Source organism: Gottschalkiaceae bacterium SANA (assembly GCA_036323355.1).
Classification (GTDB): domain Bacteria; phylum Bacillota; class Clostridia; order Tissierellales; family GPF-1; genus GPF-1.
This window is the reverse complement of the sequence record AP028876.1, coordinates 68,830-95,074: the sequence shown is the minus strand read 5'-3', so window position 1 is coordinate 95,074 and position 26,245 is coordinate 68,830. Positions and strand designations below refer to the sequence as shown.

At 44.3% G+C, this 26,245-nt stretch carries 25 protein-coding genes and 1 riboswitch; of the genes, 5 read left to right on the top strand and 20 right to left on the bottom strand.

Features of this window, described 5'->3' with window-relative positions:
• Positions 1 to 412: 412 nt before the first annotated feature.
• Genes AC25CA_RS00510 through AC25CA_RS00495 form a run of 4 tightly spaced genes read right to left on the bottom strand, consistent with a single transcriptional unit; the run spans position 413 to position 3,195 of the window.
• Positions 413 to 1,684: a hypothetical protein gene (locus AC25CA_RS00510; protein WP_486815080.1), complete on the bottom strand. Its 1,272-nt coding sequence runs from the start codon at positions 1,682 to 1,684 to the stop codon at positions 413 to 415.
• The gene (locus tag AC25CA_RS00505; RefSeq protein ID WP_486815079.1) at positions 1,681 to 2,493 is read right to left on the bottom strand and encodes a 4Fe-4S binding protein; all 813 of its coding nucleotides are present in this window, start codon (positions 2,491 to 2,493) and stop codon (positions 1,681 to 1,683) included. The genes AC25CA_RS00510 and AC25CA_RS00505 overlap by 4 nt, the downstream gene beginning before the upstream one ends.
• A complete protein-coding gene (locus AC25CA_RS00500) occupies positions 2,493 to 2,582 on the bottom strand; it encodes a CD1871A family CXXC motif-containing protein (RefSeq protein WP_486816581.1) in 90 nt (29 codons plus the stop codon). The genes AC25CA_RS00505 and AC25CA_RS00500 overlap by 1 nt, the downstream gene beginning before the upstream one ends.
• Before the next feature lie 34 nt (positions 2,583 to 2,616).
• The gene (locus tag AC25CA_RS00495; protein WP_486815078.1) at positions 2,617 to 3,195 is read right to left on the bottom strand and encodes a TlpA family protein disulfide reductase; all 579 of its coding nucleotides are present in this window, start codon (positions 3,193 to 3,195) and stop codon (positions 2,617 to 2,619) included.
• A gap of 144 nt (positions 3,196 to 3,339) precedes the next feature.
• Here AC25CA_RS00495 and AC25CA_RS00490 point away from each other — a divergent pair, with 144 nt between their 5' ends.
• Both AC25CA_RS00490 and AC25CA_RS00485 read left to right on the top strand, forming a co-directional pair.
• Entirely contained in the window at positions 3,340 to 4,023 is a 684-nt protein-coding gene (locus AC25CA_RS00490) for a response regulator transcription factor (protein WP_486815077.1), read from the top strand.
• Positions 4,024 to 5,352 carry a HAMP domain-containing sensor histidine kinase gene (locus AC25CA_RS00485; RefSeq protein ID WP_486815076.1) on the top strand — a complete coding sequence of 443 codons (1,329 nt, stop codon included), beginning with the start codon at positions 4,024 to 4,026 and terminating at the stop codon, positions 5,350 to 5,352.
• Between the two features lie 59 nt (positions 5,353 to 5,411).
• On the opposite strand, the gene AC25CA_RS00480 is transcribed toward AC25CA_RS00485, so the two are convergent.
• Complete coding sequence (locus AC25CA_RS00480; protein WP_486815075.1) at positions 5,412 to 6,776, bottom strand: alpha/beta hydrolase; 1,365 nt, start codon at positions 6,774 to 6,776, stop codon at positions 5,412 to 5,414.
• Between the two features lie 137 nt (positions 6,777 to 6,913).
• Between AC25CA_RS00480 and AC25CA_RS00475 the strand changes: the two genes are divergently transcribed.
• The gene (locus tag AC25CA_RS00475) at positions 6,914 to 7,861 is read left to right on the top strand and encodes a D-2-hydroxyacid dehydrogenase (RefSeq protein WP_486815074.1); all 948 of its coding nucleotides are present in this window, start codon (positions 6,914 to 6,916) and stop codon (positions 7,859 to 7,861) included.
• A gap of 35 nt (positions 7,862 to 7,896) precedes the next feature.
• Here the strand turns inward: AC25CA_RS00475 and AC25CA_RS00470 are convergent, their stop codons facing one another.
• The 8 genes from AC25CA_RS00470 to lysA form a co-directional block, all read right to left on the bottom strand.
• Entirely contained in the window at positions 7,897 to 8,751 is an 855-nt protein-coding gene (locus tag AC25CA_RS00470; protein ID WP_486815073.1) for an ROK family protein, read from the bottom strand.
• Positions 8,752 to 8,831: 80 nt separating this feature from the next.
• On the bottom strand, positions 8,832 to 10,004 hold the full coding sequence (locus AC25CA_RS00465; RefSeq protein ID WP_486815072.1) for an aspartate aminotransferase family protein: 1,173 nt from the start codon (positions 10,002 to 10,004) through the stop codon (positions 8,832 to 8,834).
• Between the two features lie 13 nt (positions 10,005 to 10,017).
• Positions 10,018 to 10,728: a 2,3,4,5-tetrahydropyridine-2,6-dicarboxylate N-acetyltransferase gene (gene dapD / locus AC25CA_RS00460; protein WP_486815071.1), complete on the bottom strand. Its 711-nt coding sequence runs from the start codon at positions 10,726 to 10,728 to the stop codon at positions 10,018 to 10,020.
• Entirely contained in the window at positions 10,725 to 11,474 is a 750-nt protein-coding gene (gene dapB / locus AC25CA_RS00455) for a 4-hydroxy-tetrahydrodipicolinate reductase (RefSeq protein WP_486815070.1), read from the bottom strand. The genes dapD and dapB overlap by 4 nt, the downstream gene beginning before the upstream one ends.
• Positions 11,475 to 11,476: 2 nt before the next feature.
• Positions 11,477 to 12,361 (bottom strand): 4-hydroxy-tetrahydrodipicolinate synthase, encoded by an 885-nt coding sequence (gene dapA, locus AC25CA_RS00450; RefSeq protein WP_486815069.1) that lies wholly within the window; start codon positions 12,359 to 12,361, stop codon positions 11,477 to 11,479.
• A gap of 12 nt (positions 12,362 to 12,373) precedes the next feature.
• The gene (locus AC25CA_RS00445) at positions 12,374 to 13,372 is read right to left on the bottom strand and encodes an aspartate-semialdehyde dehydrogenase (RefSeq protein WP_486815068.1); all 999 of its coding nucleotides are present in this window, start codon (positions 13,370 to 13,372) and stop codon (positions 12,374 to 12,376) included.
• Between the two features lie 16 nt (positions 13,373 to 13,388).
• Entirely contained in the window at positions 13,389 to 14,588 is a 1,200-nt protein-coding gene (locus AC25CA_RS00440; RefSeq protein ID WP_486815067.1) for an aspartate kinase, read from the bottom strand.
• Positions 14,589 to 15,896, bottom strand: coding sequence for a diaminopimelate decarboxylase (gene lysA / locus AC25CA_RS00435; RefSeq protein WP_486815066.1), 1,308 nt, complete (start codon positions 15,894 to 15,896; stop codon positions 14,589 to 14,591). It abuts the gene before it with no gap.
• Between the two features lie 337 nt (positions 15,897 to 16,233).
• Positions 16,234 to 16,386: riboswitch (Lysine riboswitch) on the bottom strand.
• 129 nt (positions 16,387 to 16,515) lie between these two features.
• Here lysA and AC25CA_RS00430 point away from each other — a divergent pair.
• On the top strand, positions 16,516 to 17,658 hold the full coding sequence (locus AC25CA_RS00430) for a M20 metallopeptidase family protein (RefSeq protein WP_486815065.1): 1,143 nt from the start codon (positions 16,516 to 16,518) through the stop codon (positions 17,656 to 17,658).
• Positions 17,659 to 17,790: 132 nt separating this feature from the next.
• Here AC25CA_RS00430 and AC25CA_RS00425 read toward each other — a convergent pair whose 3' ends face one another.
• From AC25CA_RS00425 to AC25CA_RS00400, 6 genes are read right to left on the bottom strand one after another with little or no spacing between them, the layout of a single operon-like run.
• The gene (locus tag AC25CA_RS00425; protein WP_486815064.1) at positions 17,791 to 19,371 is read right to left on the bottom strand and encodes a diguanylate cyclase domain-containing protein; all 1,581 of its coding nucleotides are present in this window, start codon (positions 19,369 to 19,371) and stop codon (positions 17,791 to 17,793) included.
• 14 nt (positions 19,372 to 19,385) lie between these two features.
• Complete coding sequence (locus AC25CA_RS00420; protein WP_486815063.1) at positions 19,386 to 20,018, bottom strand: lysoplasmalogenase; 633 nt, start codon at positions 20,016 to 20,018, stop codon at positions 19,386 to 19,388.
• Between the two features lie 20 nt (positions 20,019 to 20,038).
• Positions 20,039 to 20,863 carry a diaminopimelate epimerase gene (gene dapF, locus AC25CA_RS00415; RefSeq protein WP_486815062.1) on the bottom strand — a complete coding sequence of 275 codons (825 nt, stop codon included), beginning with the start codon at positions 20,861 to 20,863 and terminating at the stop codon, positions 20,039 to 20,041.
• A gap of 23 nt (positions 20,864 to 20,886) precedes the next feature.
• Positions 20,887 to 22,161 (bottom strand): hypothetical protein, encoded by a 1,275-nt coding sequence (locus AC25CA_RS00410; protein ID WP_486815061.1) that lies wholly within the window; start codon positions 22,159 to 22,161, stop codon positions 20,887 to 20,889.
• Positions 22,151 to 23,245 (bottom strand): DUF58 domain-containing protein, encoded by a 1,095-nt coding sequence (locus AC25CA_RS00405; protein ID WP_486815060.1) that lies wholly within the window; start codon positions 23,243 to 23,245, stop codon positions 22,151 to 22,153. The genes AC25CA_RS00410 and AC25CA_RS00405 overlap by 11 nt, the downstream gene beginning before the upstream one ends.
• The gene (locus AC25CA_RS00400; RefSeq protein ID WP_486815059.1) at positions 23,235 to 24,191 is read right to left on the bottom strand and encodes an AAA family ATPase; all 957 of its coding nucleotides are present in this window, start codon (positions 24,189 to 24,191) and stop codon (positions 23,235 to 23,237) included. The genes AC25CA_RS00405 and AC25CA_RS00400 overlap by 11 nt, the downstream gene beginning before the upstream one ends.
• 113 nt (positions 24,192 to 24,304) lie before the next feature.
• On the opposite strand from AC25CA_RS00400, the gene AC25CA_RS00395 reads away from it, so the two are divergent.
• Positions 24,305 to 24,679, top strand: a complete 375-nt coding sequence (locus tag AC25CA_RS00395; RefSeq protein ID WP_486815058.1) for a VOC family protein — start codon at positions 24,305 to 24,307, stop codon at positions 24,677 to 24,679.
• A 12-nt stretch (positions 24,680 to 24,691) separates the two neighbouring features.
• On the opposite strand, the gene mutY is transcribed toward AC25CA_RS00395, so the two are convergent.
• Positions 24,692 to 26,131: an A/G-specific adenine glycosylase gene (gene mutY, locus AC25CA_RS00390; RefSeq protein WP_486815057.1), complete on the bottom strand. Its 1,440-nt coding sequence runs from the start codon at positions 26,129 to 26,131 to the stop codon at positions 24,692 to 24,694.
• Positions 26,132 to 26,245 lie beyond the last annotated feature (114 nt).

The following is a 26,245-nucleotide window of genomic DNA, read 5'->3' as shown; positions in this document are numbered from 1 at the left end:
CGACTCCCGCATCTTGTTTCAGATTTGTTTTCTTTTCTTGCCAATTAATTTTAGTTTATTCTATATCTTCTACTTGTGCAATTCGCCTTTTAATTACTTTTTGCAATGTCTGCTACGTTTTGCAATATCCCCTTTATTTTTCCAATTTTTAGGCGCATACTATGTTTAACAAAATAAATTAACCGTGATCGCCTGACTAAAAAGGGAAGCATAATTTATGATCTTCGACAGCTATCGAGATGGATCTTTCATGGATGCGGAAGAAGAAATCGCCCATCAAGGTCACTCCTGAATAACACCCTTAAGGCATAAATCTAATGCCTTGAATTCTTGAGTTTTATCCACATTCTAGTCGGAATAAGCAAAATTATTCCACACAAAAAGCAACACTGTCCCCAGTGTTGCTTTTTCCCTACTTATTCAAGCGTTGTCTAATCTGCTCTCTCATTGTAACCAATTCTTCTTGCTTATACATCCAAAGAACCTTTTGATCCTGTTTCTGCTCTCCACTTGGCTTCTCTTTGCAAATAAACACCCGGAATGTCTCTGCAAAATCTTCTTCTGGATTGGTAGCCGCATAATCAGAAACAAACAAATCTTGATGCTTCTCATAGAAGACATAGGCCGAATCACCCGATTGATCCTGCGGGTCTACTTGCAGCTGGTGTTCCTGATAAACGTCAATCCAAAAGGTTTGAAAGAATTCATTTAAATACGATTTTTCCGCCAAAATTCCATCTTCATTCTCATAGGTTCCCGTTATTTTCTCTTGCATTTGATTCTCATTCAATGATAAAAGATGTCCAAACTCATGGACAATGGTTTCATCATATTCCTGAATATACTTTCCCTTATCATCAAAGGCATCATTGCAATCCAAAACCATTCGCCACTTGTTACTCTCTTCATTTTCTTGACTCACATAGGCAAGAACCTCATCTTTCCCGTCTGTATTAACAAGAAAATACTTAAGCAAATGGTATTGATCCCGTGGAATCACAATTTTCGCCCGATTGACTAAAAATCGGTATTTTTCCATCTCTGATTCTTCAATCTGCTCTGTGTCTCCAACAAAACCGATTTTTCCTCTCTCAAAGGTGAATTTTGCCAAAGTAATACTATGCATTTGTATTTCATCCATCACATCTGTCGGATCAAATCCACAGCTTCTCAAGAGCTCTTCAATCAAAAGGTTCAACTCTTTCAACGCTTCGGATTCAGGATCGTCTTGCTCCAGAATCTGAATTTGTTTTTCAAGATCAATTAACTTTTCCTTTTGCGATTCAGTAAAAGCTTCCGGCTTCACCTTCGTTAAGGTTTTAAATGAATCGATTGGAACACGGAGCCCAAAAGATCGTAGCAATTGATCCAATTCCTGATACAGCGTTTCAATCTCTACACCCTTTTCCGCTCCACTTTCTGCATCATTAATTCGATTTAAAGCCTTTTCTGCTTCTTCGCGTTGCAAGTCCGTCAATTCAGTAACGGCATCTCCAATGTATTCTTCCAATGACCATGGCAGTAATGTCTCTTGCCCACCCTCTGTGGTGTCGGTTTGACCCGAGAGCTCAGAGGCAACAACACTTTCTTCCAAAGACCGCTTCTTTTCCTCAACGGCAGTTTGCCCTTGGCATCCAGTCATCACCATGATCGATATTAACATTACTAATATGATTCTTTTCATCTTATCCCCCTCTTAATTGCACCTTGCTTGCACTCTTTCTCACATTCGCCACATTGAATGCACTCTATGCTCGTAAGATCTACTTGCGGATCCAATCCCAATTTGCAGACGGGTTGACATCGTCCGCAATGGTTGCATTTTTCAGTATCGACTTTAAGTCCTAAAATACTTACTCGATTGAACCATCCATAAATCAACCCTAACGGGCAAAGAGTCTGACAAAAACTCCGATATACAAAAATCGAACTCAATAAAATCCCAGCCAATACAGCCAGCTTCCAAATAAATAATCCTCCCAAAGCCGTCCGAAGTCCTTGATTCTTTAACAACAAGGGTAACGCTCCAAAAAGCGTTCCACTGGGACAAATATATTTACAAAATCCAGGATCGCCGATCCCAATGCGACTTGCAAACAGGGTCGGTATCAAAATCACAAAATAAATCAAAATCATATATTTGACAGTGCGTAAATATTTGGGCAGTTTATATTTCTTTGACTTGATTTGATACATCAAATCTTGAATCAATCCAAATGGACATAAATAACCGCAAACCACTCGTCCAAAAATAGTACCAAATAACACAAGCAATCCTGACACATAAAAAGATACTTGAAACTTCATACTTCCCATTACTGCCTGTAAGGCCCCAATGGGACAAGCGCCTAAAGCACCGGGACAGGAATAGCATTGCAAGCCTGGCACACAAATGTGCTTTGATACCCCTTTGAAAATCTTCCCATTTAAGAACCCTTTTAAATACGCATTACTTCCTAACAAATAGAGCCATTGCACCTTTCGCCTTTTCATCAACCCACTCCTATACACTCCAGACAAATGTTGATCGCCTTGCGAAAAACTGTTGTCACCTCTCCACGGGCCGCGCCCAAAACGATCATTGCAAGTCCTACAACCAATAAAAAGCTTCTTTTTCTATTCATTGATCAAACGTTCAATGATTTCATTTAATTTTTCTGCGGTTGTCCCGCCTGCAATAAAACTTTCCAACACCTTTCCTTGCGAATCGACAAACAAGGTAACCGGCACATAGTCAAATTGAGAGGTCAAAGACTTCCCTATCTCCTCATTTTCCTGCAATAGCGGGTATGTAATGCCTAATTCTTTCTTTAACGATTGTACCTCTTTCAGTTCAGAGTCCACTGCCAATCCAAGAAATAGTACCTCCTGATCCTTCACGTCCTGCCACACTTGCTCAAATACCGGCATCTCTTCCACACAAGGACCGCACCATGTTCCCCAAAGATTCAAGACCGTTAACTTCTTGTCCTTAAAACAATCTCCATCTACTTGATTCCCCTCTGAATCTTCTAATTCCCACTCACTCAAATCGAGACCGACAATCGGATTGGTGCTCTTTTCCTCTCCGGTTTCTTCCTGCGATTCTACAACCTCTTTCATATCGCTCTTTCCATTATTCTCTTCAACTCCTGCAGATTGACAGCCTACTAAAAGCAAGCAAATCATAGCCCCTAATGCAAGTAATCTCTTCATTTTTTTATCCCCCTTCTTTTGCTATCATTCTATCTTCCCAGGTTTTCTTGAAGCTAACATGAACCTTAAAGGAAGCTTAAAATCAAGTCCTCTCTTCTACGAAGAAATCAAACTGTGATAAAGTGCAAGATAAGGAGGGCAACTATGAAAGCAAAAATTCTTTTATTGGAAGATGACCCAGGAATTAACCGATTGTTAACGCTACAATTGCAGTCAGAAGGATACGAGGTTGTTCAAGCCTTTGATGGCGAGCAAGCCATTCAATACTTCAACACGTCATTTCATCTTGCTATTCTTGATATTATGGTTCCCAAAATCAATGGATTTGCGGTCTTAGAACACATTCGAAAAGACAGCCTGATTCCCGTCTTGTTTTTAACTGCACGAAACGAAGATATCGACAAGATGCAAGCCTTAGGCATGGGCGCAGACGACTATATTACCAAGCCTTTCAGCCTAACCGAAATCGTCTATCGCTGTAAAGCCCATTTACGACGCGCTTTTGAATACACGCAAGTGAGAAATCAAACGATATTGACCCATCATGACTTGGTCCTTAACAAGGATACCTTTGAAGTGAGTTTAAATGGTGCTCCCCTTCAGCTAAACGTAAAAGAATTTGAATTACTCACCTTCTTTATGACCCACGTCAGTCAAGTTTTTACCAAACAGCAATTGTATGAACAGGTTTGGCAGGCCGACTTCTTTGGTGATGATAATACGGTAATGGTCCATATCTCAAGACTGAGAGAAAAGTTAAACGACAATCCTAAACGACCCACTTATATCAAAACCATTAAGGGCCTCGGCTACAGGATGGAGAAATAAATGAGAACAAAAAAAATTTATCACCAATTTTTGAAAGCCTATATTCTTATTTTCTTTATGGTCCTTGTTTTAGGCGCACTGACTTTATTCGCTTACGACTCGTATACAGAAACACGCTTAAATAAGTCCTCTATAGACTTCGATACATTTATTGAAGATTATGATCAGAATCGCGAAACAGCCTTCTCCAAACACGCCTTCCAGCCTGATGACTTTATTGTCATTACAGACCGGGACTATAAGATCTTGGATGCTGTCAACCTCACCTTATCTGAAGGCACCACCTATCATGACCTGCAATTACTCATGGGCAACGACGAGCTATATTCAACCTATATTTTTGAAAATGAAAGCGGCAGCCGCGTTTATCATCTTTTCTTGGCACCTCTTTCTGATGAAACCAATTCTTATTACTTCTTCCTGGCAATTGCATTCGCCCTGTTCATTCTATTTATTATTAGCTATGCAAAAATCACTGGAGAAAAAATCATTCGTCCCATCAATCAACTAAACGATGGCGTTCGTGAAATTCAAAAAGGAAACTTCGATCATCTAATCCAATATGAAGCCGGCACAGAACTAGATGAAATCAAAGATGAAATTAATCGGATGAGCCAACATTTGAAAGCTGAAATTGAACAACGAAAACAATTAGAAGAAGAGCGGAGCAAGCTCATGCTCAATTTATCCCATGACATTAAGACACCACTGACTAATATCCTTGGATATGCACAAATACTGACACAGCAAGACTTGCCAGAACAGGCACACCAACAAGCGGAAACCATTTACCGCTATGGTTTGCTGGCTTCCAATTTAACCAAAGAACTTTTCACCTACAGCCGTCTCAATAGCAAGATTGATTTTCTAACAGAGCGCCTGGACATCGTAGAGGAAACGCGTAGAAAATCGATCGCTTACCTGCAAGAATTTGATAGCTTAAACATTCAGTACGACTTTGATTTTCCAGATAAAGCCATTTATTGCCAGCTAAATATCGCCCTATTCTCACGTGCGATCGACAACCTAATCCAAAATAGCATTCAGTACAACCATCAGGGTTTTCAATTGAACATGCGCATCATCGAAACACTGAAAACCGTACAACTTATTGTTGAAGATAACGGCATTGGAATTCCGAAAGCCTATCACGATACGATCTTCAATCCCATGGTACGCGTTGAAAAATCACGCAATCGCTCCTTAGGCGGTAGCGGACTCGGACTTTCCATCACACAACAAGTCATAAAAAAACATGGTGGAAGTATTTATCTGGATTCAAGCCATACAAAAGGATGTCGATTTATTTTAACCTTTCCAAAAGCATAAGAAAAAACGGTACTGGGCCCAGTACCGTTTTTTCTTATGCCTCTATTCTACTATTTTTCCTATTTAACTCGGTTCACAAACTCAGCAATCGTATAAACAACACGCTCATCTACATGATTCGGCAATTGATATTCCCCTGGATTGGGATCCCCTTCCCCGGGCATCATCAGATGGTTCAATTGATCGAAAAGCACAAATTCAGCATGGGCCTCACCAATAGAATTTTTCCATAAATCGAATTGCGCTGGTGGTACTTGATAGTCCCGCTCTCCCTGCAAGAATAATTTGGGCGTGGTATAAAGCTTTACTTCTTGCAAAGGATGATAGGCATTCAAATCGATCCAATAACCAGGATACGCGCCAAGAATCGGCGTTTGCTTATCCAATCCTTCCGGACTATCCGCTTGCTTTGCAATCGCCGCAACCTGGGCAATTTGATCCGCTTCTGCCTGGCTGGTTTCTCCATCCAGTTCCGCAAGATAGGTATACTGATCAACGATCATCCCCTGCAAGGGTTGATTGGAAGCCGCCATAAAGATCCAGCCCGCTACTTCATTGGTATGCTTCATCATTTTTGGCAATAGATAGCCACCCAAGCTGTGTCCCAAGACAAAGATTTGATTCTCATTGATTTGAGAATCTGCCTTGGCAATCTCGATCGCAGCCAAGGCGTCTTCAATGGTTTCTTCCCATACGGTAAACTCATACTCTCCAGCAAAGCTTTCTGGGTGACTCAAGGTTCGCTTATCAAATCGCAAGCTTGCAATACCCTGTGCTGCCAAACCTTCTGCCAAATCCATGAAAGGCTTGTTTGGTCCAATGGTTTCATCCTTGTCCGTCGCTCCAGATCCATGGACAAGAATTACAAGGGGCACCGGCTTATTCCCAGCAACTTCTATAGGAAACATGATTTGTCCCTCCAAGTCAAAAGGACCCACCGAAATCGATTCAACAGTGTAACTTTCTGTCAGTTCTTTTCCTTCTGTATCCGGAACCTTTGCCAGCTCACTGTAATTCAACCCCGAAATCTCACCAAATTCATTAAAAACCACATTCATTCCAAAAGGCTTCTTGGTAAACTCGACTGCAACCTGAACAATTTGATAGCCTTGCGCTTCCCACTCAACTGTGGTCAATATCTCAATCGGATCACCCACCTGGGTATATAGCCCCTCCATAATCTGCTGATAGACCTCCGCATTAACGGCCTTTTGCATAACCTCGTCATGGGCATAATCTGAATAAGCATTGTCATACTCTGCTGCGATCAAATGGCCTACATAGGCTAATGCAATCGCCTCCATCTCTTCTAAGCTTGCTACTTTAGGCTCCTCAAGTTCCGGTTTCTCCACTTGATTCTTGCAACCCACCGACGAAATCATCACAAGCATCACAAGCAATAAAGTACCAATTGTTTTTTTCATATTGTCCCCCTTTGTTATATATGCACTATAACAGTTACGCCTTTATCATATACCTCGATCTATTCTCTGTCAACATTTTGTCAATGCTTTTACCTTTTTCTTCCTTGTTATACAATAAAAGAAAAAGGAGTAAACCTATGCACATCGTCAGCTATACCGGCTATTATGACCCTACCCCGATTCGAGAATTCCTAACCGCTCAGCCCAATGTTACATTCACCATCTGCAATTCTGAAGATGAATTAATGAAGGAAATTCCTCAAGCAGAAGTACTCATCACCTTGCCTTTTACAGAAGAACTGCTTGCTGCGGCACCCAAACTAAAATGGGTGCAATGTTTACGTGCTGGCGTTGACGGCTATCCCTTTGCCGCCATGAAAAAGCGCGGCCTTGTCCTCACCAACGGAAAGGGACTTCACCGTAATCATATGGCAGAATACAGCATTGCCATGATGATCCTCTTTGCAAGGAATTTGCATGTTTTCCAACGACAGCAAAGCGATTCAAAGTGGAAACGAAATATTCCTCAAGATGAAATCTTTGGAAAAACTGTCGGCATATTGGGCTTCGGTGCCATTGGCGACACCCTGGCAACCCGGGCAAAAGCCATGGGCATGCGAGTCTTGGCTTTAAAACGCAACCCCATTCAAGCAAGCAATGTTGATCAATGGTACACCCCAGACCAAACCAATGAATTCTTAAGCCAGGCTGACTATCTGGTTAATCTTTTGCCCAATACCCCGGCTACCCACCATGCCTTAAACGCTGATTCCTTTGTAGCCATGAAGAATTCTGCGGTTTTAATCAGTATCGGGCGCGGCAAGACTGTCGATGAGCAGGCATTAATTAAAGCGCTTCAGACTGGACAAATTAGTGGACTCGCCGCCGATGTCTTTGAAACAGAACCACTCCCAGTTGAAAGTCCGCTGTGGCAAATGGAAAATGTGGTTCTCACGCCCCACATCTGTGGGGAGAGCGTTCACTATCTAGAGAAAGGCATCGAAATTCTAGAAGAGAATTTTGCACGCTTCCAAGATAATCCTGAAACTCTGATCAACCAAGTCAATCTAAATACTGGCTATTAAAAAGAAGGGTTCTAACGAGCCCTTCTTTTTTCTTCTTATCTTTCCAATGCAAGCATCAAGGCACCAACACTCCCTGTATCATCACCCAACCCAGGAGAAACAATATGGTGTTTGACCTGGTCTTCTGTGAAAGGTAAATAGCCGTTGATCAATCGATAAAAAGCCTTGTGGATTCGTGGATAGAGATGACATTGATGCATGACTCCTCCACCCAGAATGATTCGCTCCGGCGATAAGATCATCTGGTAATTCACCAACCCCATGGCAATCGTTTCTGCCACTTGATCCCAAACCGGGTCATCTTTTGCAATCAATTCTGCTTTTTTTCCAGCCCTCACTTCAATAGCCGGCCCAGAAACCAATCCCTCCAAACAACTCCCGTGGAAAGGACAAGTGCCTTTAAACCCATCTGTTCCTATCGGCATAAGCATATGACCCATCTCGGGATGGAGTCGCCCATGAAGCAATTGGCCATTATAGAATCCACCTCCAACACCCGTGCCAATCGTCAAATACAAACAGGACTTGACATCCCAGGCGTTACCCTTCTTGGCCTCGGCTAAAGCTGCCGCATTTACATCCGTATCAATAGTTACAGGACAATTCAAAGCTTCTTTAAGAATATGTAGAATCGGCGTATCTGCCCACGCCAGTTTTGGTGTCTTGAGAATCGACCCATAGTTTGGATGAGCAGGGTCCACCGCAACGGGACCGAAGCTTGCAATCCCCAAGGATTCAATTTTCTTATTTTTAAAGAATTCAATTACCTCTTTCAGGGTCTCCTCCGGCGAAGTCGTTGGAATTTTCTTCCGCTCTAGAATTTCACCCTTCTCCGTGCCCACCACGCAGACAAATTTTGTGCCGCCCGCTTCAATACCACCTAGAATCATTGGATATCCTCCCTTTTCATCAGATTCTTCTATAATTTATTGTACCCCAAACCAAGATTTTCCACACGAAAAAGGAAGGCTTACGCCTCCCTCAAAATTTCTGAAAAAATATCCAAAAACCGTTGAATCTCATTATCACCAATATTCAGTGCTGGAATTAATCGAAGCACGGTGCCGCTAGTGGTATTCACCAAGCAATGGCGTTTTAGAAACGCTTCTTGCAATAGCGGTGCCGCCTGACCGACATCTACACCAATCATCATGCCAAACCCGCGGATATCCTGTATCCTACCTGGATATTCCGCCTTCAATTCCTCAAGCCCAGACACAATGAGGCAAGATTTTCGATTGACTTCTTCAAAAAATCCATCTTCCAGCAGTCTTGTGACCAAAGCCCTTCCGCCTGCAGCGGCAACTGCGTTGCCTCCAAAGGTGGTTCCATGGTTGCCCGGCGTCCATACACCCGTAAGCGCCTGACTAACCAAGAGTCCACCCAATGGAAGTCCACCGCCCAAAGCTTTGGCGACACAAACCAGATCCGGTATAATCCCATACTGCTCATGGGCGAAAAGCGTTCCCGTTCGACCTAGGCCTGTCTGAATTTCATCCACCACTAAGAGAAATCCAAATTCTTCTCTCAATTTAATAACTTCATCCATAAAGGCCTGTTCCACAGGACGCACGCCGCCCTCTCCCTGGATCATCTCCAGGAAGACGGCCGCCGTATCTTCATTGACCATTTGGCGAATCGATTCGATCTTATTCATTTCAAAATGCGCAATCCCCGAAAGCAACGGAGCGAAAGGTTCTTGGTAAGCCGGCTTGGCTGTCAATCCCAAGGCACCCATGGTTCGCCCGTGAAAGGCTCCCTTGGCAGAAAGCATGCTTGTCTTTCCCTTGGCATTGCCCCACTTGCGCACCATCTTGATCGCCGCTTCTACCGCTTCCGCTCCGGAATTGGTGAAGAAAACCTTGTCGGCAAAACTGTTATCCACCAAGAGTTCCGCCAATTCCACCGCTGGTTCCGATGCGAAGTAATTGGACAGATGCAAATAGCGATCCACCTGGTCGTGGATGGCTTTCTTTACTGCCGAATCAGCCCCTAGGTTGTTAACTGCAATGCCGGAAAAGAAATCCAAGTAATGGATGCCATTCTCATCGATTAACTCATGGCCTTCCGTCCTATCGATGATAATAGGCAAACGCTTATAGGTATTGAGAATTGCTCTTTTGTCTCGTTCGATTCGATTCATGTCTGCCTCTCTTCTATCCGCGAAGATCGTCGAGCAATTGTGTCTTCTCTTCGGTCTTTGCATCCTTCTCTTTAATAATCCTTGCCGGTGTTCCTGCAACGACCACGCCTGGCGGTACATCTTCCGTCACAACGGCTCCCGCCGCTACAACACTACCTTTTCCGACGCGTACGCCTTCTAAGACCACGGCATTGGCACCGATCAAAACACCGTCCTCAATAATTACTGGTGTTTTTGAAGGGGGTTCCAATACGCCTGCAAGAACAGCGCCCGCACCAATATGGGCATCCGCACCAACGGTTGCTCGCGCGCCCAAGACAGCACCCATGTCGATCATGGTTCTCGCCCCAATGGATGCACCGATGTTAATCACAGCACCCATCATGATCACAACAGATTCTCCGATGCTCACATGGCTTCGTATAAAGGCACCCGGTTCGATTCTCGCATTGATATGGGTTGTATCCAATAGAGGAATGGCCGAATTTCTTCGATCTGCTTCCCACTCGTAGGATTCAATTTTTTCTGCATATTTCTCAAGAATACTTGTCAATTCATTGGCCTCTCCAAATACAGTGGCAACTGTATTGCCCCCATAAATGCGACAAGAACCGAAATCAATGAGATCAAGTTCACCTTTGATGGTGACTTTCACCGGTGTCGACTTCTCGACCTCTTTAATATATCGTGCAATTTCATAAGGATCTGTCAGGTTCTGACTCATGCCTTTTCCTCCTTCATAAATACATCTTTCATTTCATAGAATCCGGCAGGTTTGCCCACCAGCCATCGACCTGTTTTCAAGGCGCCCGAAGAAAAGACTTCCTTCGATAAGGCTTGATGAGAAAAAGTAAGAACCTCGCCGGCACCCGCAAAGATTACATCATGTTCGCCCACAATGCTTCCGCCGCGAATGGCATGAATGCCGATCTCACCCGATTCTCTCACTCCATCCTCCAGTCCACGTCCATACTTGTAGGCACCGCGTCCTGTTGATACCGCTCCTGCTAGGGTTTTAGCCGTTCCACTTGGAGCGTCCTTCTTCTTGTTGTGATGCTTTTCAACGATCTCCACATCATAATCCAAGAGTTTTTCCGCCACATCCTCGAGCAAGAACCGCAGTAGGTTTACACCGTAGGAGGTGTTGGTCGACCAAAGGATCGAACAAGAGGCAGCAGCCTCCTTGATTTGATCAATTTCATCGTCACTGAAACCAGTCGTGCAGATCAATAAGGGTGTGTTCGTTCCTATGCCAAAAGCCAAAAGGTCCGGCAGGTTGGACGGGTGTGAAAAATCAATCACCAGGTCCGCTTGGCCAGTAAAATCCTTCAGGCTCTTGAATTCCCCGGGCGCCAATAATTCTTTTCTTGGGGCGATCCCAGCGACAAATTCGTCCCTTTGGCTATCCGTCACACTCTTGACCACCCATTGGCCCATGGTTCCATCAACGCCGTATACGATTACACGCATGGCTACACCTCCAAGAGGCCGATATTTTTCATTTCCACAACAAGGGTCACCTCGTTTTTCGGTTGAATGTCAATCAAAGGCAATCGCATGGTTCCCCCGCATAAATCCATCAGACTCATGGCTTTTTTGACAGGGATCGGATTGGTCTCCACAAACAATTGATGCACCAAGGCATTCATGGACAATTGCATGGCAAGAGCACCCTTGGTATCGCCGTCCAGATATGTGTGTACAATCTGTGATGTTTCCTTCGGCATAATATTGGCTATGACAGAGATGACACCAGATCCGCCTAGGCTCATCAAAGGAACAATCATATCATCATTGCCAGACCACATCTGGAAGTCGTCCGGGCAAAGACGGGCAATATCGGCGCATTGGCTGATATTCCCAGATGCTTCCTTCACACCGCAAATGTTTGGATGCGCCGAAAGCGCCGCAATCGTAGACGCCTCAATATTAATGCCGGTTCTACCCGGTACATTGTACAAGATGATCGGCGTTTTTACTGAATCCGCAATGGCTGTAAAATGAGCGATCATGCCCTCTTGTGTACTTTTATTATAATATGGAGAAACAACCAGAAGACCGTTTGCGCCAACCGACTCCGCATATTGGCTCAGCTGAATGGCATAGGCCGTATCATTGGATCCTGTGCCCGCGATCACGGGTACGCGGCCTGCGACATGGTCAACAGCAAACTTCATCACAGATTTGTGCTCAGCATCGTTCATGGCTGCCGCTTCACCTGTCGTTCCACAGGTCAAGATGGCATCAGTGCCTTGCTCAATATGCCAGTCCAACAACTTCCCATAGGTTTCAAAATTAATTTGGCCATCCTCGTCAAATGGCGTGACTACCGCTACGCAAGATCCTTCAAACAACATAGTATATCCTCCTTACAGGATGTCTAATAACAATTCAGCAATTTGTACAGTGTTAGTTGCAGCACCTTTTCGGATATTATCGGCTACACACCACATGTTCACGCCATTATCTTGAGAAAAATCTCGGCGAATTCTACCCATGTAGACCTCGTTGGTTCCCTCTGCATCAATTGGCATTGGGTACAACTCTTTGGAAGGATCGTCCACAAGGACAATGCCCTCAGTTTGTGCCATTAGTTCTTGAATCGCTGCTACGGTAAATGGCTTTTCAAATTCCAGGTTGATAGATACACAATGTCCGTAACGAACCGGAACGCGAACCGTCGTTGCTGTTACTTTCAGCTCTGGTCTGCCCAAAATCTTTTGTGTTTCTTCGATCATCTTCATCTCTTCTTTGGTATAGCCATTTTCCTCAAATACATCAATTTGAGGCAAGATGTTAAAAGCGATTGGATGATTGTATTTTTTAGGCGCAATGCCTTCCATTCCGTCTTCCAAATCTTTAATGCCACCAACACCGGATCCTGATACAGCTTGATAAGTATTGTAAATGATGCGTTTAATGCCAAAGGTATCGTCAAGAACACGAAGCGGAACCACCGACTGAATCGTTGAACAGTTGGGGTTGGCAATGATGCCATTATGCTTCTTTACATCTTCAGGGTTCACCTCAGGTACAACCAAAGGCACTTCTGGATCCATTCTCCATTGGCTAGAGTTATCTACGACGACAACACCTTTTGATGCCGCAATCGGAGCGAATTTTTCAGAAATTCCACCCCCTGCCGAGAAAAGTGCGATATCCATATCTCGATCAAATGAGTTTTCGGTCAACTCTTCCACAATATAGGTATTTCCTCTATATTCAACTTCTGATCCAGCTGATTTCGCTGAAGAGAAAAGATACAATTGATCGATTGGAAAATCTTTCTCTGCCAACACCTTTAAAAACGTTCTGCCTACCATTCCTGTTGCGCCTACAATCCCCACATTAACCTTGCTTTTCATCATCTTCATCCTTTCTCGACTATAATTCAAATTCGTTTGCGATTGCTTGAATCGCTGCTTGTTTTCGATCCGATGGGATCGTATACGATATGCTAATCTCTGATGTTGTTACTTGGAAAAAAGGAATTCCCTCTCTTGCAAATAATTGAAACATCCGGGATGCTACGCCGCTGGTATCTCTCATTCCAATACCAACAACGGATATCTTTGTAATTTCTCCTTGAAGGCGAGCCTGTACCATAAAACCATCGTGTTTCACTTGATGAATGGCCCGTTTAACCCCTTCCCGATCGCCTAGCTCACAGGTGAAGCTGATGGCAACTGTGCCTTCGATCGGTGCTGTTTGTGAAATCATATCCACATTAATTTCCTGTTCCTGCAATGCCTGAAAGATTCTGGCAACCGCCCCGGGATCATTGGGAATCTTCTCCACGGTGACCATCAAAACCTCATCGCTTACACTTAAACCCGTTATCAATTTCTTTTCCATTGCTTCTCCCTCATCAATCCATGTACCTGTCTTTTCTGAAAGACTTTTTGCCACATAAATCGGAACCCCATACTTTTTTCCAATTTCAACCGCTCTGGGTTCCATCACTCCGGCACCCAAAGCAGCCATCTCCATCATCTCTTCATAGGAGATAGAATCCAGTTTCTTTGCAGATGGAACAATTCTAGGATCCACACTATAGACCCCTTCCACATCTGTATAAATGGCACAGTCAAATCCTAGCTTTGCAGCCAAAGCAACTGCCGTTGTATCGGATCCGCCTCGACCTAGAGTTGTAATATCGCCCGCTTCATTCATACCCTGAAAACCGGCTACCACCACGACCTTACCCAAGGCGTGCTGGGCTTCAATGGTGGATGGATCAATATTTGCAATTCGATTTCTGGTGTACTTTCCTTCTGTGCGTATGCCCGCCTGGGCACCTGTCATGGAAATGGCCGCTACACCTTCAGCATCCAATCCCATAGCCATCAGAGCGACGCTCTGCTGCTCTCCGGTGGAAAGAAGCATGTCCAGTTCCCTTGGATCAGGTGTATGGCTTATATTTGCTGCCATCTCAACCAATCGATCCGTTGTTTTTCCCATGGCGGAAACCACAACAACAATACTCTCTCCCATTTCACGTTTAGCTCGTACGAATCGAGCAATTGCCTGCATTTTTTCTACTGAGGCAACCGAAGTGCCTCCAAATTTCATAACCGTTCCCATTTAATCCTCCAGATCCAGATCGTTTCGTACCAAATCCTCAAAGGATTCTCGTTTCGTCACCAGTCGATCTTGCCCGTCTTTTACCATGACCACAGCCGCTCGACGAACCGAGTTATAGTTTGAAGACATGGAATAGGTATAGGCTCCGGTTGAAGCTATCGCCAAGATATCACCAACTTCAGCCGCTTGCAGCTTCGTGGATTGAATCAAAACATCACCCGACTCACAACACTTGCCTGCTACACATACTTCTTCTGTTGGGCTGTCTCCCATTCGATTGGCAATGACCCCTTCATAGACAGCCTGATAAAGCGCTGGTCTAGGGTTGTCCGTCATGCCACCGTCTACCAAAACATAGGACTTGCCGCTGTAAGTCGTCTTTCTCGATTCCACCGTATATAGGGTGGTACCGGCATTGCAGACAATGCTGCGACCCGGTTCAATCATGACACGATTCAGTTTCAAGTTTCTATCTGTAATCTCTTCCTCTAAGGTAGCGATCATAGCGTCAAGCATGTTACCAAGGGCAATCGGGTCATCTCCCTCTGTATAATAGACACCAAATCCGCCACCCAGGTTCAGAGTGGTTAATCGAATTTTGGTCTCACTTTCCACCTTGGCTACAAATTCCGTCATTACGCGAACAGCCTGTAAGAAGGACGAGGATTCAAAGATCTGAGATCCGATATGGCAATGGATGCCCTCGACCTGAAGATAAGGCGCTGCGTTCATTTCCGTGAACCAGTTGAAAATATTTGGATCAAAGATGCTTTCTCCAAACTTCGAAGAATATGTCGAAGTTTGAATGTACTCATGGGTATGGGCCTCGATACCCGGATTTACACGAACCAAAATTCGTGTCATCTCTTCACGCTCGCGAGTAAGTTTATCTAGTTTTACAAATTCATCATAATTATCGACCACGATCACACCAACCCCAAGATCCAAGGCCATGGTCAGTTCAGCCACGCTTTTTGAATTGCCGTGCATGACAATGCGTTCCATGGGAAATCCTGCTCGCTTCGCGATATACAGATCTCCATCCGACAGGGTATCCATGGACAATCCCTTTTCGGCAATCAATTTGCAAAAGGCCAGGTTCAAAAATGCCTTGGATGCATAAACAATATCAGTATCAAACTTTTCCGATTGAAAACGAGATAAAAAGGTTTCAATATTGTCTTCGATTAATCCCTGATCCATCACGTATAGCGGTGTACCGTGTTTCCTTGCCAGTGCAAGGGTATCGACCCCGCCTATTTCCAAGTGATTTTCTTCATTTGCTGCCATTGTTCCAAATAATTTCATTTTATCCTCTTCCTTTCCAGTTATAATGAATTCAGCTTTGAACTTTGTTCAAGTCTGACCCTCTTTACTTAAGCTCATACTAGCATATTGGTTCTTTTTGCTCTTCGTTAGCAAATGAAATTCTTTGCTAATCGCAGAACGAAGACTATTCATCGGTGGGCGATGAATTCCGCCTTGAACCTTGTTCCTGGCTGACCGCCTTCGTTTTAACCGCACACTAGCAAATTGGTTCCTTTTGCTACTTGCGGAACGAAGACTATTCATCGGTGGTATAAAAATAACGGTCATGAGCAAAAGACTCATGACCGCATAAAATGCTGATTCATTCTTTCACCCCATGTATAAACGCTCTTCTTGTACGAATCTGGGCAGACTCGTACAGACAGTCTTATGCCTCTTAAAACATAAGCCCAAGGAATTTCTTCCCTTCGGCAACTCACCCTTTCCGGACCCCTCCGTACTCTTGATCATTGCATCCTCAATTTATACACCCTACAATATTCATTTGTTAATTGTCACTATTATAAACATAGCGTGGTGTCTTGTCAAAGGTTATTTCTGTTTTTTTGACATTTTATTCAACCAAACGTATAATTAAAGAAATTTTGGAGGTGAATCCATGACAAATTCTAACCTACTCCAGGCAATCATCGCGGACCGACGCGCCTTGCATCAAATCCCCGAAGCGAGCTTGGAAGAAAGTAAAACTGCCGCATACCTCGAACAACAATTATCCGCAATGGGTTATGCGCCAAAGCGAATTTTAGAAACAGGGGTCTATGTATATATGCCCGGTACAAGCGGAAGTAAAACCTATGCCTTTCGAGCTGATATGGATGCGCTTCCTCTTTTAGAAGAAAGTGATGTTTCCTATGCCAGCAAACACAAAGGCATGATGCACGCTTGCGGTCACGACGGCCATATGGCCATCCTCTTGGGATTCGCCCGAGCCTTAAAAAACAAATCTTTAAAAGAAAATATTCTCTTGATCTTTCAACCTGCTGAGGAAAATATCGGGGGCGCGAAATTAATCTGCGACGCAGGACTCCTGCGAAAATATAAAGTCGATGCCATCTTCGGTCTACATCTTTTCCCTACGGTTCCAGAAGGCGTCATCGCCTATAAGGCAGGGGCTATGATGGCAACCAATGCGGAAGTGAATGTGGATGTTCTTGGCAAAAGCGGCCACGGTGCTATGCCACATACGGCCAAGGATAGCTTGGTGGTTGCAGCGGAACTTTTATTGGCCTATCAGACTATCGTGTCTAGAAGCATCAACCCCATGGATACGGCCGTCGTCAGCTTTGGAAAGATGAGTGGAGGTACCATTCGTAATATTGTTGCGGGATCCGCCCGTTTAGAAGGAACCTTACGCGCCTTTTCCAAGGAAAACTTAGATCTTTTGATGGAACGAATTCAATCCATCAATTCCGGATTTTCTCAGGCCTATCAAACGAAAATTCAAACGGAATTTAATTTTTGTTACCCCCCTGTAATCAACGATGAAGCATTAACAGAAAACATCCATAAAGCCTTTGCCGATTTTAAAACCCAGCCGGCCCAACCGTCAGCGGGTGCTGAAGACTTTTCCTTCTATCAACAGGAAGTCCCCGGTTTCTTTTTCTTCCTAGGAACAAGAAATGAAAAAGAAGGACTGGTTGCCCCTCTTCACAACAGCAAGTTTAATTTTAATGAAGAGGTACTGGGTCTTGGCGTTAAGTCTTTTCTATCGATCGCTAGACAACTGAAAACCATTGAATAAAGCAAGAGGCAACCCTTTAGGGTCGCCTCTTTTTTGCCTATAACACTCGATTCAAGATACCCAAAGTAGCAGCCAACTAGAAACAAACATCCCGTAATCAAAGCATGAAAATAAACAAGTCCATATGACCGCCTATTTTATTACCTTGGTTTCCACTCGATTTCTTCCCTTGCGTTTGGCTAGGTACAAAAGCTCATCCATCTGCTTGAAAACCCATTCAAAACTGATTAACTCATTTCGATTGAACAAAAGTATGCCTGCACTGCAAGAGAGGCAATTGATACCGCTAGCCGCTTCATGGATGATATTCAGTTCTTTGATGCGCCCACCCAGAGCTTCTGTCAGCTCAACCATTGATGCTTCCGACAAGTTTTCAAACATCATCAAAAACTCGTCGCCGCCGTAGCGATAGGCACTGCCGCCTAAGGATTCCGCCAGTTCCTCCAAGACCTTGGCAATTTTAATCAATGCTTGATCACCTGCAAGATGGCCATAGTGGTCATTGTATTCCTTGAAATAATCCACATCCAAAAGAAGACCCGCAATCGTTTCACCCTCCATGGCAAATTCCCCTCGCAAAAACTGTTCAAAATGTTCCTGCATAGCCCGGCGGTTGTAGATCCCCGTTAGCCGGTCCAAACGGGCAATGGAGTGAAGGGCCGTTTTCTCTTTTTTCAACTGGTCCATCTCAATCCGCAACTCGATATTTCGAATTTTTCTTGTGCGACGGATTTCATCATACTTCATTTGACTTTTATAGAAGCGACGCAGGGTGTCATAAGCCTTAGTCGCCTCATGACTCTCCTCAAAATGCCTGGCCAAAAGCCCCAGATAATGAATATGCAAAAGCCAAAATTTATTTTCCCGGCTGTAGTTAACGGCCTCTAGCAAGAGGTCTTCCCCTTTGGCCCAGCGTTCTCGCTCCTGGTATACTTCATATAAATCTTCATAAACTGCATTCTGTTCCATAATACAGGTATAGATTGATAAGGTCCGGTAAAAAGTCAGGGCTTCGTTTAACAGCCGATCAGCTTTCTCAAGATCACCCTCTAAATGAGCCAAGTGCCCATAGGTTTGACGAATCATATAGTCATCTTGAGATCCCTCAGCTATTGCCGTCAAAGCTTCGGTTTCTTCTAAATATCGTCTGGCTTGATCAGGATCTCTCAATTTTATATAGGCATTAGCAATATTGGGCTTCAAGATCAACAGAAAATTCGGATCTTTTTCCCCACAGACTTCCTGGGCTTCCAAATAATACTGCAGAGCCGTATCATACTCTCCCAGATGGCGAAAAAGCTCACCCACATTATTCAGAGCGGTGTAAATCTTTAAGTCAAACTCATGTTCATGCTCATAATACAAGCGCATATAATTCAAAAACTGCTCCAAGGACTCCTCATAGTTTTGTTGAAACAAGAGACATAAGGCAATGCCGAAAATCGTACGGATTTCAGTTTTTTTGGACTCGGCTAACACTGCATGTTTTCGAGCTTCCTCCATTTTTTCCAGGGCATCTCGAATGGACATCCCATTCAACAAGGCCATACCTTGAGCATAAAGAGCATAGGCAATACCTGCCTCATCCCCATCTCTTTTGCTGTCCGTGTAAAGGTCCTGAATCAGCTTTTGAAGACCTTGGTCCTCCGCACTGACAGCGGACGAAATCAGCTCTTGAATCTCTTCTCTCATTTGTGCTCGATTTTGATCCATCTCATTCTACCCTTTCACAGTCCCACAAATCCCAATATAATCAAAATCTGTGCCAACATATAGGTTGCGATCACCCAGAATTTATTTCGTTCAAACGGATGACCATATTTTCGATACAAAACCATGGTATCCGAAAAAATGAATATCAAAGCGCCGATAAACGGCAAAATCGTCCCCTGTGTATACAGCATCGAATAGGCGAACAAACTCATGAAGCCAATAATAACAGCATAGAGAATTGCCAGTTGAAAAACATGGCCCGAGCGTTTCAAACTTTCACCCATCAAACGGTATCCGGTCCAAATCCAAATTGGATATAACACCATCACCCACCAACCAGTTATTGGAATCGCCCAAACGCCACCATATTGGATAAAGGAAATCACATAAAAGAGATGGCCAATTCCAAATGCAACAGGACCTACCATCTTCCATCGATGCCCACTGGGAAACATCATAAACAGATCACCAATCCAACCAAAGAACAATGCGCCCAATAGTGTTGGAACCAACATCTCTGCCCGCAACAGATAAAAAATCAAAAGGGTCGGCAAAAACAAGGTCTTGGTAATTCTCCTCTTCTGGTTGCCAGACCAATCAAACCGAAGCTGTAAACCAACTACAAGTCCTAAAGCGATTCCTTCCATACACTCTGCCCCTCGTTATCCTATTCTCCGTATTCGTAGAATCCTTCTGCTATCTTTTCCCCCGTGCCGATCATAAACACACGATTGTTTTCTACATAAACTTCCAATTCGCCGCCATCCATAATCACACGTACATGTCCCTCCGTGAGTCCCAATCGATCTGAAACCGCAACGACTGCACAGGCGCCGGTTCCGCAAGCCAGGGTTCTTCCCGCCCCCCGTTCCCAAGTCATAAGTCTCAGGGTATGATCGTCTACTTTTTTGGCAAAGTTCGCATTTGTCTTGATGGGAAATCGCTCCGTCATATTTTCTAAAGCTGAGCCCACCCTTTCGATGCGTTCTTCGTTTTGCTCTTCCACAAAGGTAACTGCATGAGTCGTTAACATAAATAGACCCGTCCACAAGAGAGTCTCTCCACCAGCTTCAATCGGCTCTTCTACCATTTCCGGCATTTCACATTTCACAGGGACTTGATCCACTGAGTAATCCGGCTCACCCAAGTCCACCTGCACCCTGCCATCTTCTTGAAGAGAAAGACCCACCGGTCCGCCCAGCGTTTCCAATGTAAAAATATCACCCGCTACCAAGTTCTGCTCAACCGCATATTTGGCAATACACCGACTGGCATTTCCGCACATGGGTGCAACCGTTCCATCATTATTATAAAAATCCATCTTTAAGTCTTGGCCTTCCGACAAGACTACCATACCGTCCGCACCGATCCCGAAATGTCGGTCACATACCGCGATCGCCAATTCTGATCGCTGAATTTCTCCAATTTCTTCCGCCTGAAAAATGATAAAATCATTTCCTAGCCCTTGATATTTCATAAACGGAATCTTCATCCGATCATCTCCTTTCTATCATTCTATTGAATCTTCCGACTTTCTTCAAGGTTTCTTACTACATTTTCCATTTTTTCCTCTTCCCATAATCTTGTTTGGTCGTCACGATACCGCACGCGATTATAGATATCCACAATTTCACTGACTTCATCCTGGTTTATCCCCATGTCCTCCACAAGATCGACGATTTGGCTCGCTGTCGTCGCTGGATGCAAAGATAGCTTTTCTAGCTTTAAGAGATACAACCATTTTGCAAATAATTTTCTATACCGAGACAAGGCTTCATTTGCTTCACTTTTTTTCTGATCGACTGGCTTTTTTTGCCTATGAAAGATCTCATTTATGGTCAAGAAACTCTTCTCTTCTACTTTCAGCTTATCTTCTATTGCCGTGAAATCCCGCTTTTTCCGCCGTATCGTCATCAGAATTGCGACTAGTAAAATAACGATCAAGACGATCCAACCCGCCCATTCCATAAAAGGCGTTATGTCCCCTTGTGATCCCAATTCAAAGTCTTGATCCGGTAACCCGCCCTCTCTTGTTCCCGAATTTGCCGCATCGGGTCGCAACAAGAGAATTAAATTTTTTAGAATTTGACTGCCCTTGGCCAGTACAACTGCAAGCGGATATAAAATCCAAGTGATCAATTGACCCAAAATTGCCATAATTCCAGAAGTCCAACTTGGCGGCATCCATGCGGAAAAGAAAAAGAATCCGCCAATGACAAAAAATACCATTGAAATTCCATTAAAGAGCAAAAGATTTTTTTCTTGATTAATCTGATGCCCGCCCTTTTGTCGGTAGACCATTAAAAGATTGACTCGAACCATCATCAAAGCCGCAGAAAGCAGATAAATAGGAATGCTCCACTGAATAAAAGCGGCCGTCTCTTCCCAGCCCACCATCGGTGTTGCTGTCAAAATCACAAAAATCATCCCCAAAGAAACAAGAAGAGACTGCACAAAGGCGCCGGGGATCAAATAGGCTTCCAATTGCTGCTGATTTAAAATCCAAAGGCCATAAAGAACGACCATTAGCCACTGTCGAGTCAAAGCTAAATCGAATTGCAAAAAGGAAAAGACGATCGCCGTTATCAGCCAAAATGCCGTTTCCACTGCTTGCAAAGGATTCTGCCTCCTATAGGCAAAGACAACCAACACCAGGCTAAATCCAAACATCGCGCCACTATAGGGAATACCAAAAAAATGAAGAATCACACCTCCAGGAATCAGAGACCGCATCAAAGCATAGAAAATCCAATTTGCCGTTCCAATCACTTGATTCCATTTAGATGCCATCGCCAGAACCCTCCTTCCATGGAATTTTGATGTCCGAATCACTTGCCTGCTTATGATTCAAAATTGCAAGCTGGATCGATTTCCCTTCAAACCGTGCTCGATTAATCGCTTGTCTTGCCTCTTTCGAAAGGGATTCGGCAACCACAAGCAAGGTCGTATTCTCTGGCAATTGTAGCAACCGCGCCCATAAAAGGTCTTGGAAATCAGTGCTTACCTGATCAGCAATACGCGCAGACTTCTCAAGAATTTGCCGTCCCCGATCGGCATGCCAAACGGGTTCAATTTCCATACAGGGATCCGCCGCCCGCAAAAAAGCATTGGTTTCATAAGCCACGGGAATCTTTTCTGCGATGGCATGAACCCCCAAGCTCGCCGCAAAGGTAATCAAACGCTCCCGTTCCTTAGGTCTTAGTAAATGACGAAAATTCTCTCCCATATTCAAAAGAATCGAAAGCCGCGGTTCTGCCGTAAATCCAAATTCTCGCACCATCAAAGCCCCATGTCGCGCTGTCGCCTTCCAATCCATCATACGCATTGGATCACCTGGATGATACGCCCTCGCACCAACGGGCTGATACAGATCGGGTAAAATCCACCGACGAACCGAAATATCTCCTTGGGGAAAAGTTGCCAAGGGCAAAATCGAAGTCAAAGACTCCACTTTGGGATAAACGGAAAGAACATCAAACTGCTTGTCCGAATACTCAGATTTTACCACCCCAAGCAAATCACCAATCATAAAATTTGTTTCTCGAAAGACATAGTATCCTCGTTTTGTTGCCTTTACAGAAACCCGTCGCTTCAACCGCTGATAGGGAAGCAAGGAACTGGTTACCAATAGTCGCTCGCGCTTGGGCATGTCTGACTCACAAATCCCATCCGGCAAAGCCACCTCCCATTGAATCCACGGCAAGGGCAGTACCTTTCGATTCTCAATCATAAAGGATAAGGTCGTCTCATCACCCAAAAAAATCGAATGATCCAGACATGTTCTTTTCGTCTTCAGTCCAAGTATAGACCAGTCTTTCCATTTGGTCACAAGGAGCAGAATGAATCCGAAGATCAATCCCCCTCTAATCCACATGATGATTCGTATCTTCCATGGGCACCGATTCTTTCCCTACAATTTCATTTGCAATGTCTTCCGTCGATTTCCCCCGCATCCGAGCATCGCCGGATAGAATCATCCGATGAGCGACAACAGAAACAAAAAGGGCTTGCACATCATCCGGCAGAACATAATTTCGCCCCAACAAGGCCGCATAAGCACGTGCACCTTTAAAGAGTGCCAAAGAACCCCGCGGAGAAACCCCCATCCGCAGATCAGAATGGGTCCGAGTCTTGTGCACCAGACGCAAAATATAATTTCTAACCGCGTCATTCACAATCACTTCTTCCGTCTCCTTCATCGCTGCTAAAATGTCTTCGGTTCCAACAACAGATTCCAGATCCACAAGGGGATCTTTCCCTTCAAAACGAGAAAGGATAGTCGCCTCCTCTTCCAGACTTGGATAGCCTAAGGAAAGCTTCATAAAAAAGCGATCTAATTGCGCTTCTGGCAGTGGAAAAGTTCCTCCCGTTTCAATGGGATTTTGCGTTGCTATAACGAAAAAAGGTTGGCCCAAAGCATGGGTTTCTCCATCAATGGTAACCTGCGATTCTTCCATGGCCTCCAATAAACTCGATTGAGTCCGTGGGGTTGCACGGTTAATTTCATCTGCCAACACAAAGGAGGTCATTAAAGGACCCTTTCTCAGTTCAAACCGCCCTTCATTGGGCATAAATACATTGACACCCGTAATGTCCGACGGCAAAAGATCAGGCGTAAATTGAATCCGCGCAAAGGGGAGATTCAAAGAGCGAGATAAGGATCGAGCCAGTTTCGTCTTCCCCAGACCTGGCACATCCTCCAATAAAATATGTCCCCCACATAAAAAAGCTGTTAGGACTTGTGTGATCTGCGCTTCCTTTCCAACCATAACCTTTTGCATATTTTCCTGCATTCGTTGATGGAACACCGCTATTTTCATATCCCATACCTCCTTATTTTCAAACATTTTCTCTATTCTTTCTTTCGTTTCCTTCCTCTTTCTTTCGATTTCTTTTATACTGAAGAAGAAATCGAAAGAAAGAGGAGGCAATTATGAAAATCAAACCGGCACATGTCGCGATTCGTACCAATGATCTGCAAGCATCGCGCCAGTTCTATGTCGATCTATTGGGATTTACCGCTACCCACGAATTTGCAGGTGGAGAAAATCAATTGTTATTTCTTACCCTAGACACATTTACCCTTGAGTTTGTTTACAAGGCCAATAACGATCAAATCGGATCTACAGGTGTCATCAATCATTTCGCCTTCTATTCCGAATCCAATCAAGAAATGAAAGCCGCTTTAGTCGCTGCCGGCTATCCCATCACCAAAGAAATCAATACCCCCATCGACGGGAGCCTGCTTCTATTTACAGAAGGCCCTAATGGTGAGCGAATTGAGTTTATGGAAGCCGTGGAAGCATAAACAAAGGGAAGCCTAAAGGCTTCCTTTTTTTATGATCTTTTGGAAAGCTGTTGGAATCGCCAACTGATCAAATTCGCTTGCATGCAATACTCGATTCACCGGATACGCGACCTCTGGCATTTTACTTACCTCAAAGTGATAAGTCTTCATCATCCAAATTCTGTGGGTAAAAACATGTTCGGCGGATTCTCCGCAACGGCCCGCCATCACCTTCAGATCGAAATGCTCTTCCAAATAATCCTTCAAAGCTGCATGCGCGGCTTCTTGGGTCTCGCCCTCTCCAATAGGAAACCCCCAAAGCCCAGCTAACAAGCCTTCCGATGGGCGTTTCACCATTAATAGCCGGTCTCCAATGTGAATCAGACCCACGGCTACTTCTACGCGCTTTGGCTTTTTCTTCTTTGATTTGATTGGCAACTCAGACAATTCCCCATGCCACTTGGCATAACAATCACCCTCTAATGGGCATCGGTTACAATCTGGATTTTTAGGTTTGCAAATTGTCGCACCCAATTCCATCATTGCCTGATTAAAGGTCGCTACATCCTTGGGCAATCGCTCCATCAACAAAGAAGCGATTCCACTACGGGTTTGCGGTTTCATGATATCTTCCCAAATGCCAAGCCATCTAGCCGCCACCCGCAAAACATTTCCATCTACCGCCGGAACCCGTTCCAAGAAAGCAAAACTGGCAATCGCTCCTGAAGTATAGTCTCCAATTCCGGGTAGTTTCAAAAGTTCTCTTTTGCTTGTTGGAAATGCACCGCGCTTTGTAACTTCCTTTGCGCAGGCATGAAGATTCCTCGCCCGCGAATAATAACCCAATCCTTCCCAGGCCTTCATCACCGCTTCCTCGGGAGCCTTTGCCAAGCTCTCCACCAATGGAAACTTTTCCAAAAATCGACAATAATAGTCTATTACCGTTTCAACCCGCGTTTGCTGTAACATGATTTCAGACAACCAGATTCGATAAGGATCCCGGGTATTTCGCCAAGGGAGGTCTCTCGCATTCTCCCTGTACCAGTGTAAAAATTCAACCATGGCGGGCTCATCTGTATCAAATAAATCTCGTTTGATCAAGGCCTTGTAAATAAGCTGATCGGCTTCTAAAACTGACCCTTCTTCCAGATCCGATGGATGACACCATCGCAACTCCTGATGGACAATCGCAGTTATGTCCGATGTGATCTCACAAAAATGCAGATATAAAATAAGGTCTCTATCTCCATATGAATAGTCCAACTTTTTCCAAAATTGAATATGAGTCAGATCAGCATCAACTTCTTCTTTCCATTCGCGAATCAGGGCTTCCGATGGCATTTCTCCCGCTTCGATCTTCCCCCCGGGAAATTCCCATTTTCCGCCGTGAATCATTGATTCTTTTCGCTGCCCCAAAAGGACGGCGCCGTCCTCTCTGATCGCAATCCCTACCGCTACTTCTATCTTCCCCATGATTCACCTCATTGATTAATTGTAACACAAAAAGACCGCGTCTCTTCCAAGTGAGCCTTAACAATTTCGTAACCGATAAAATAAGATTCTACGACCCACCCCATTAATCGAATA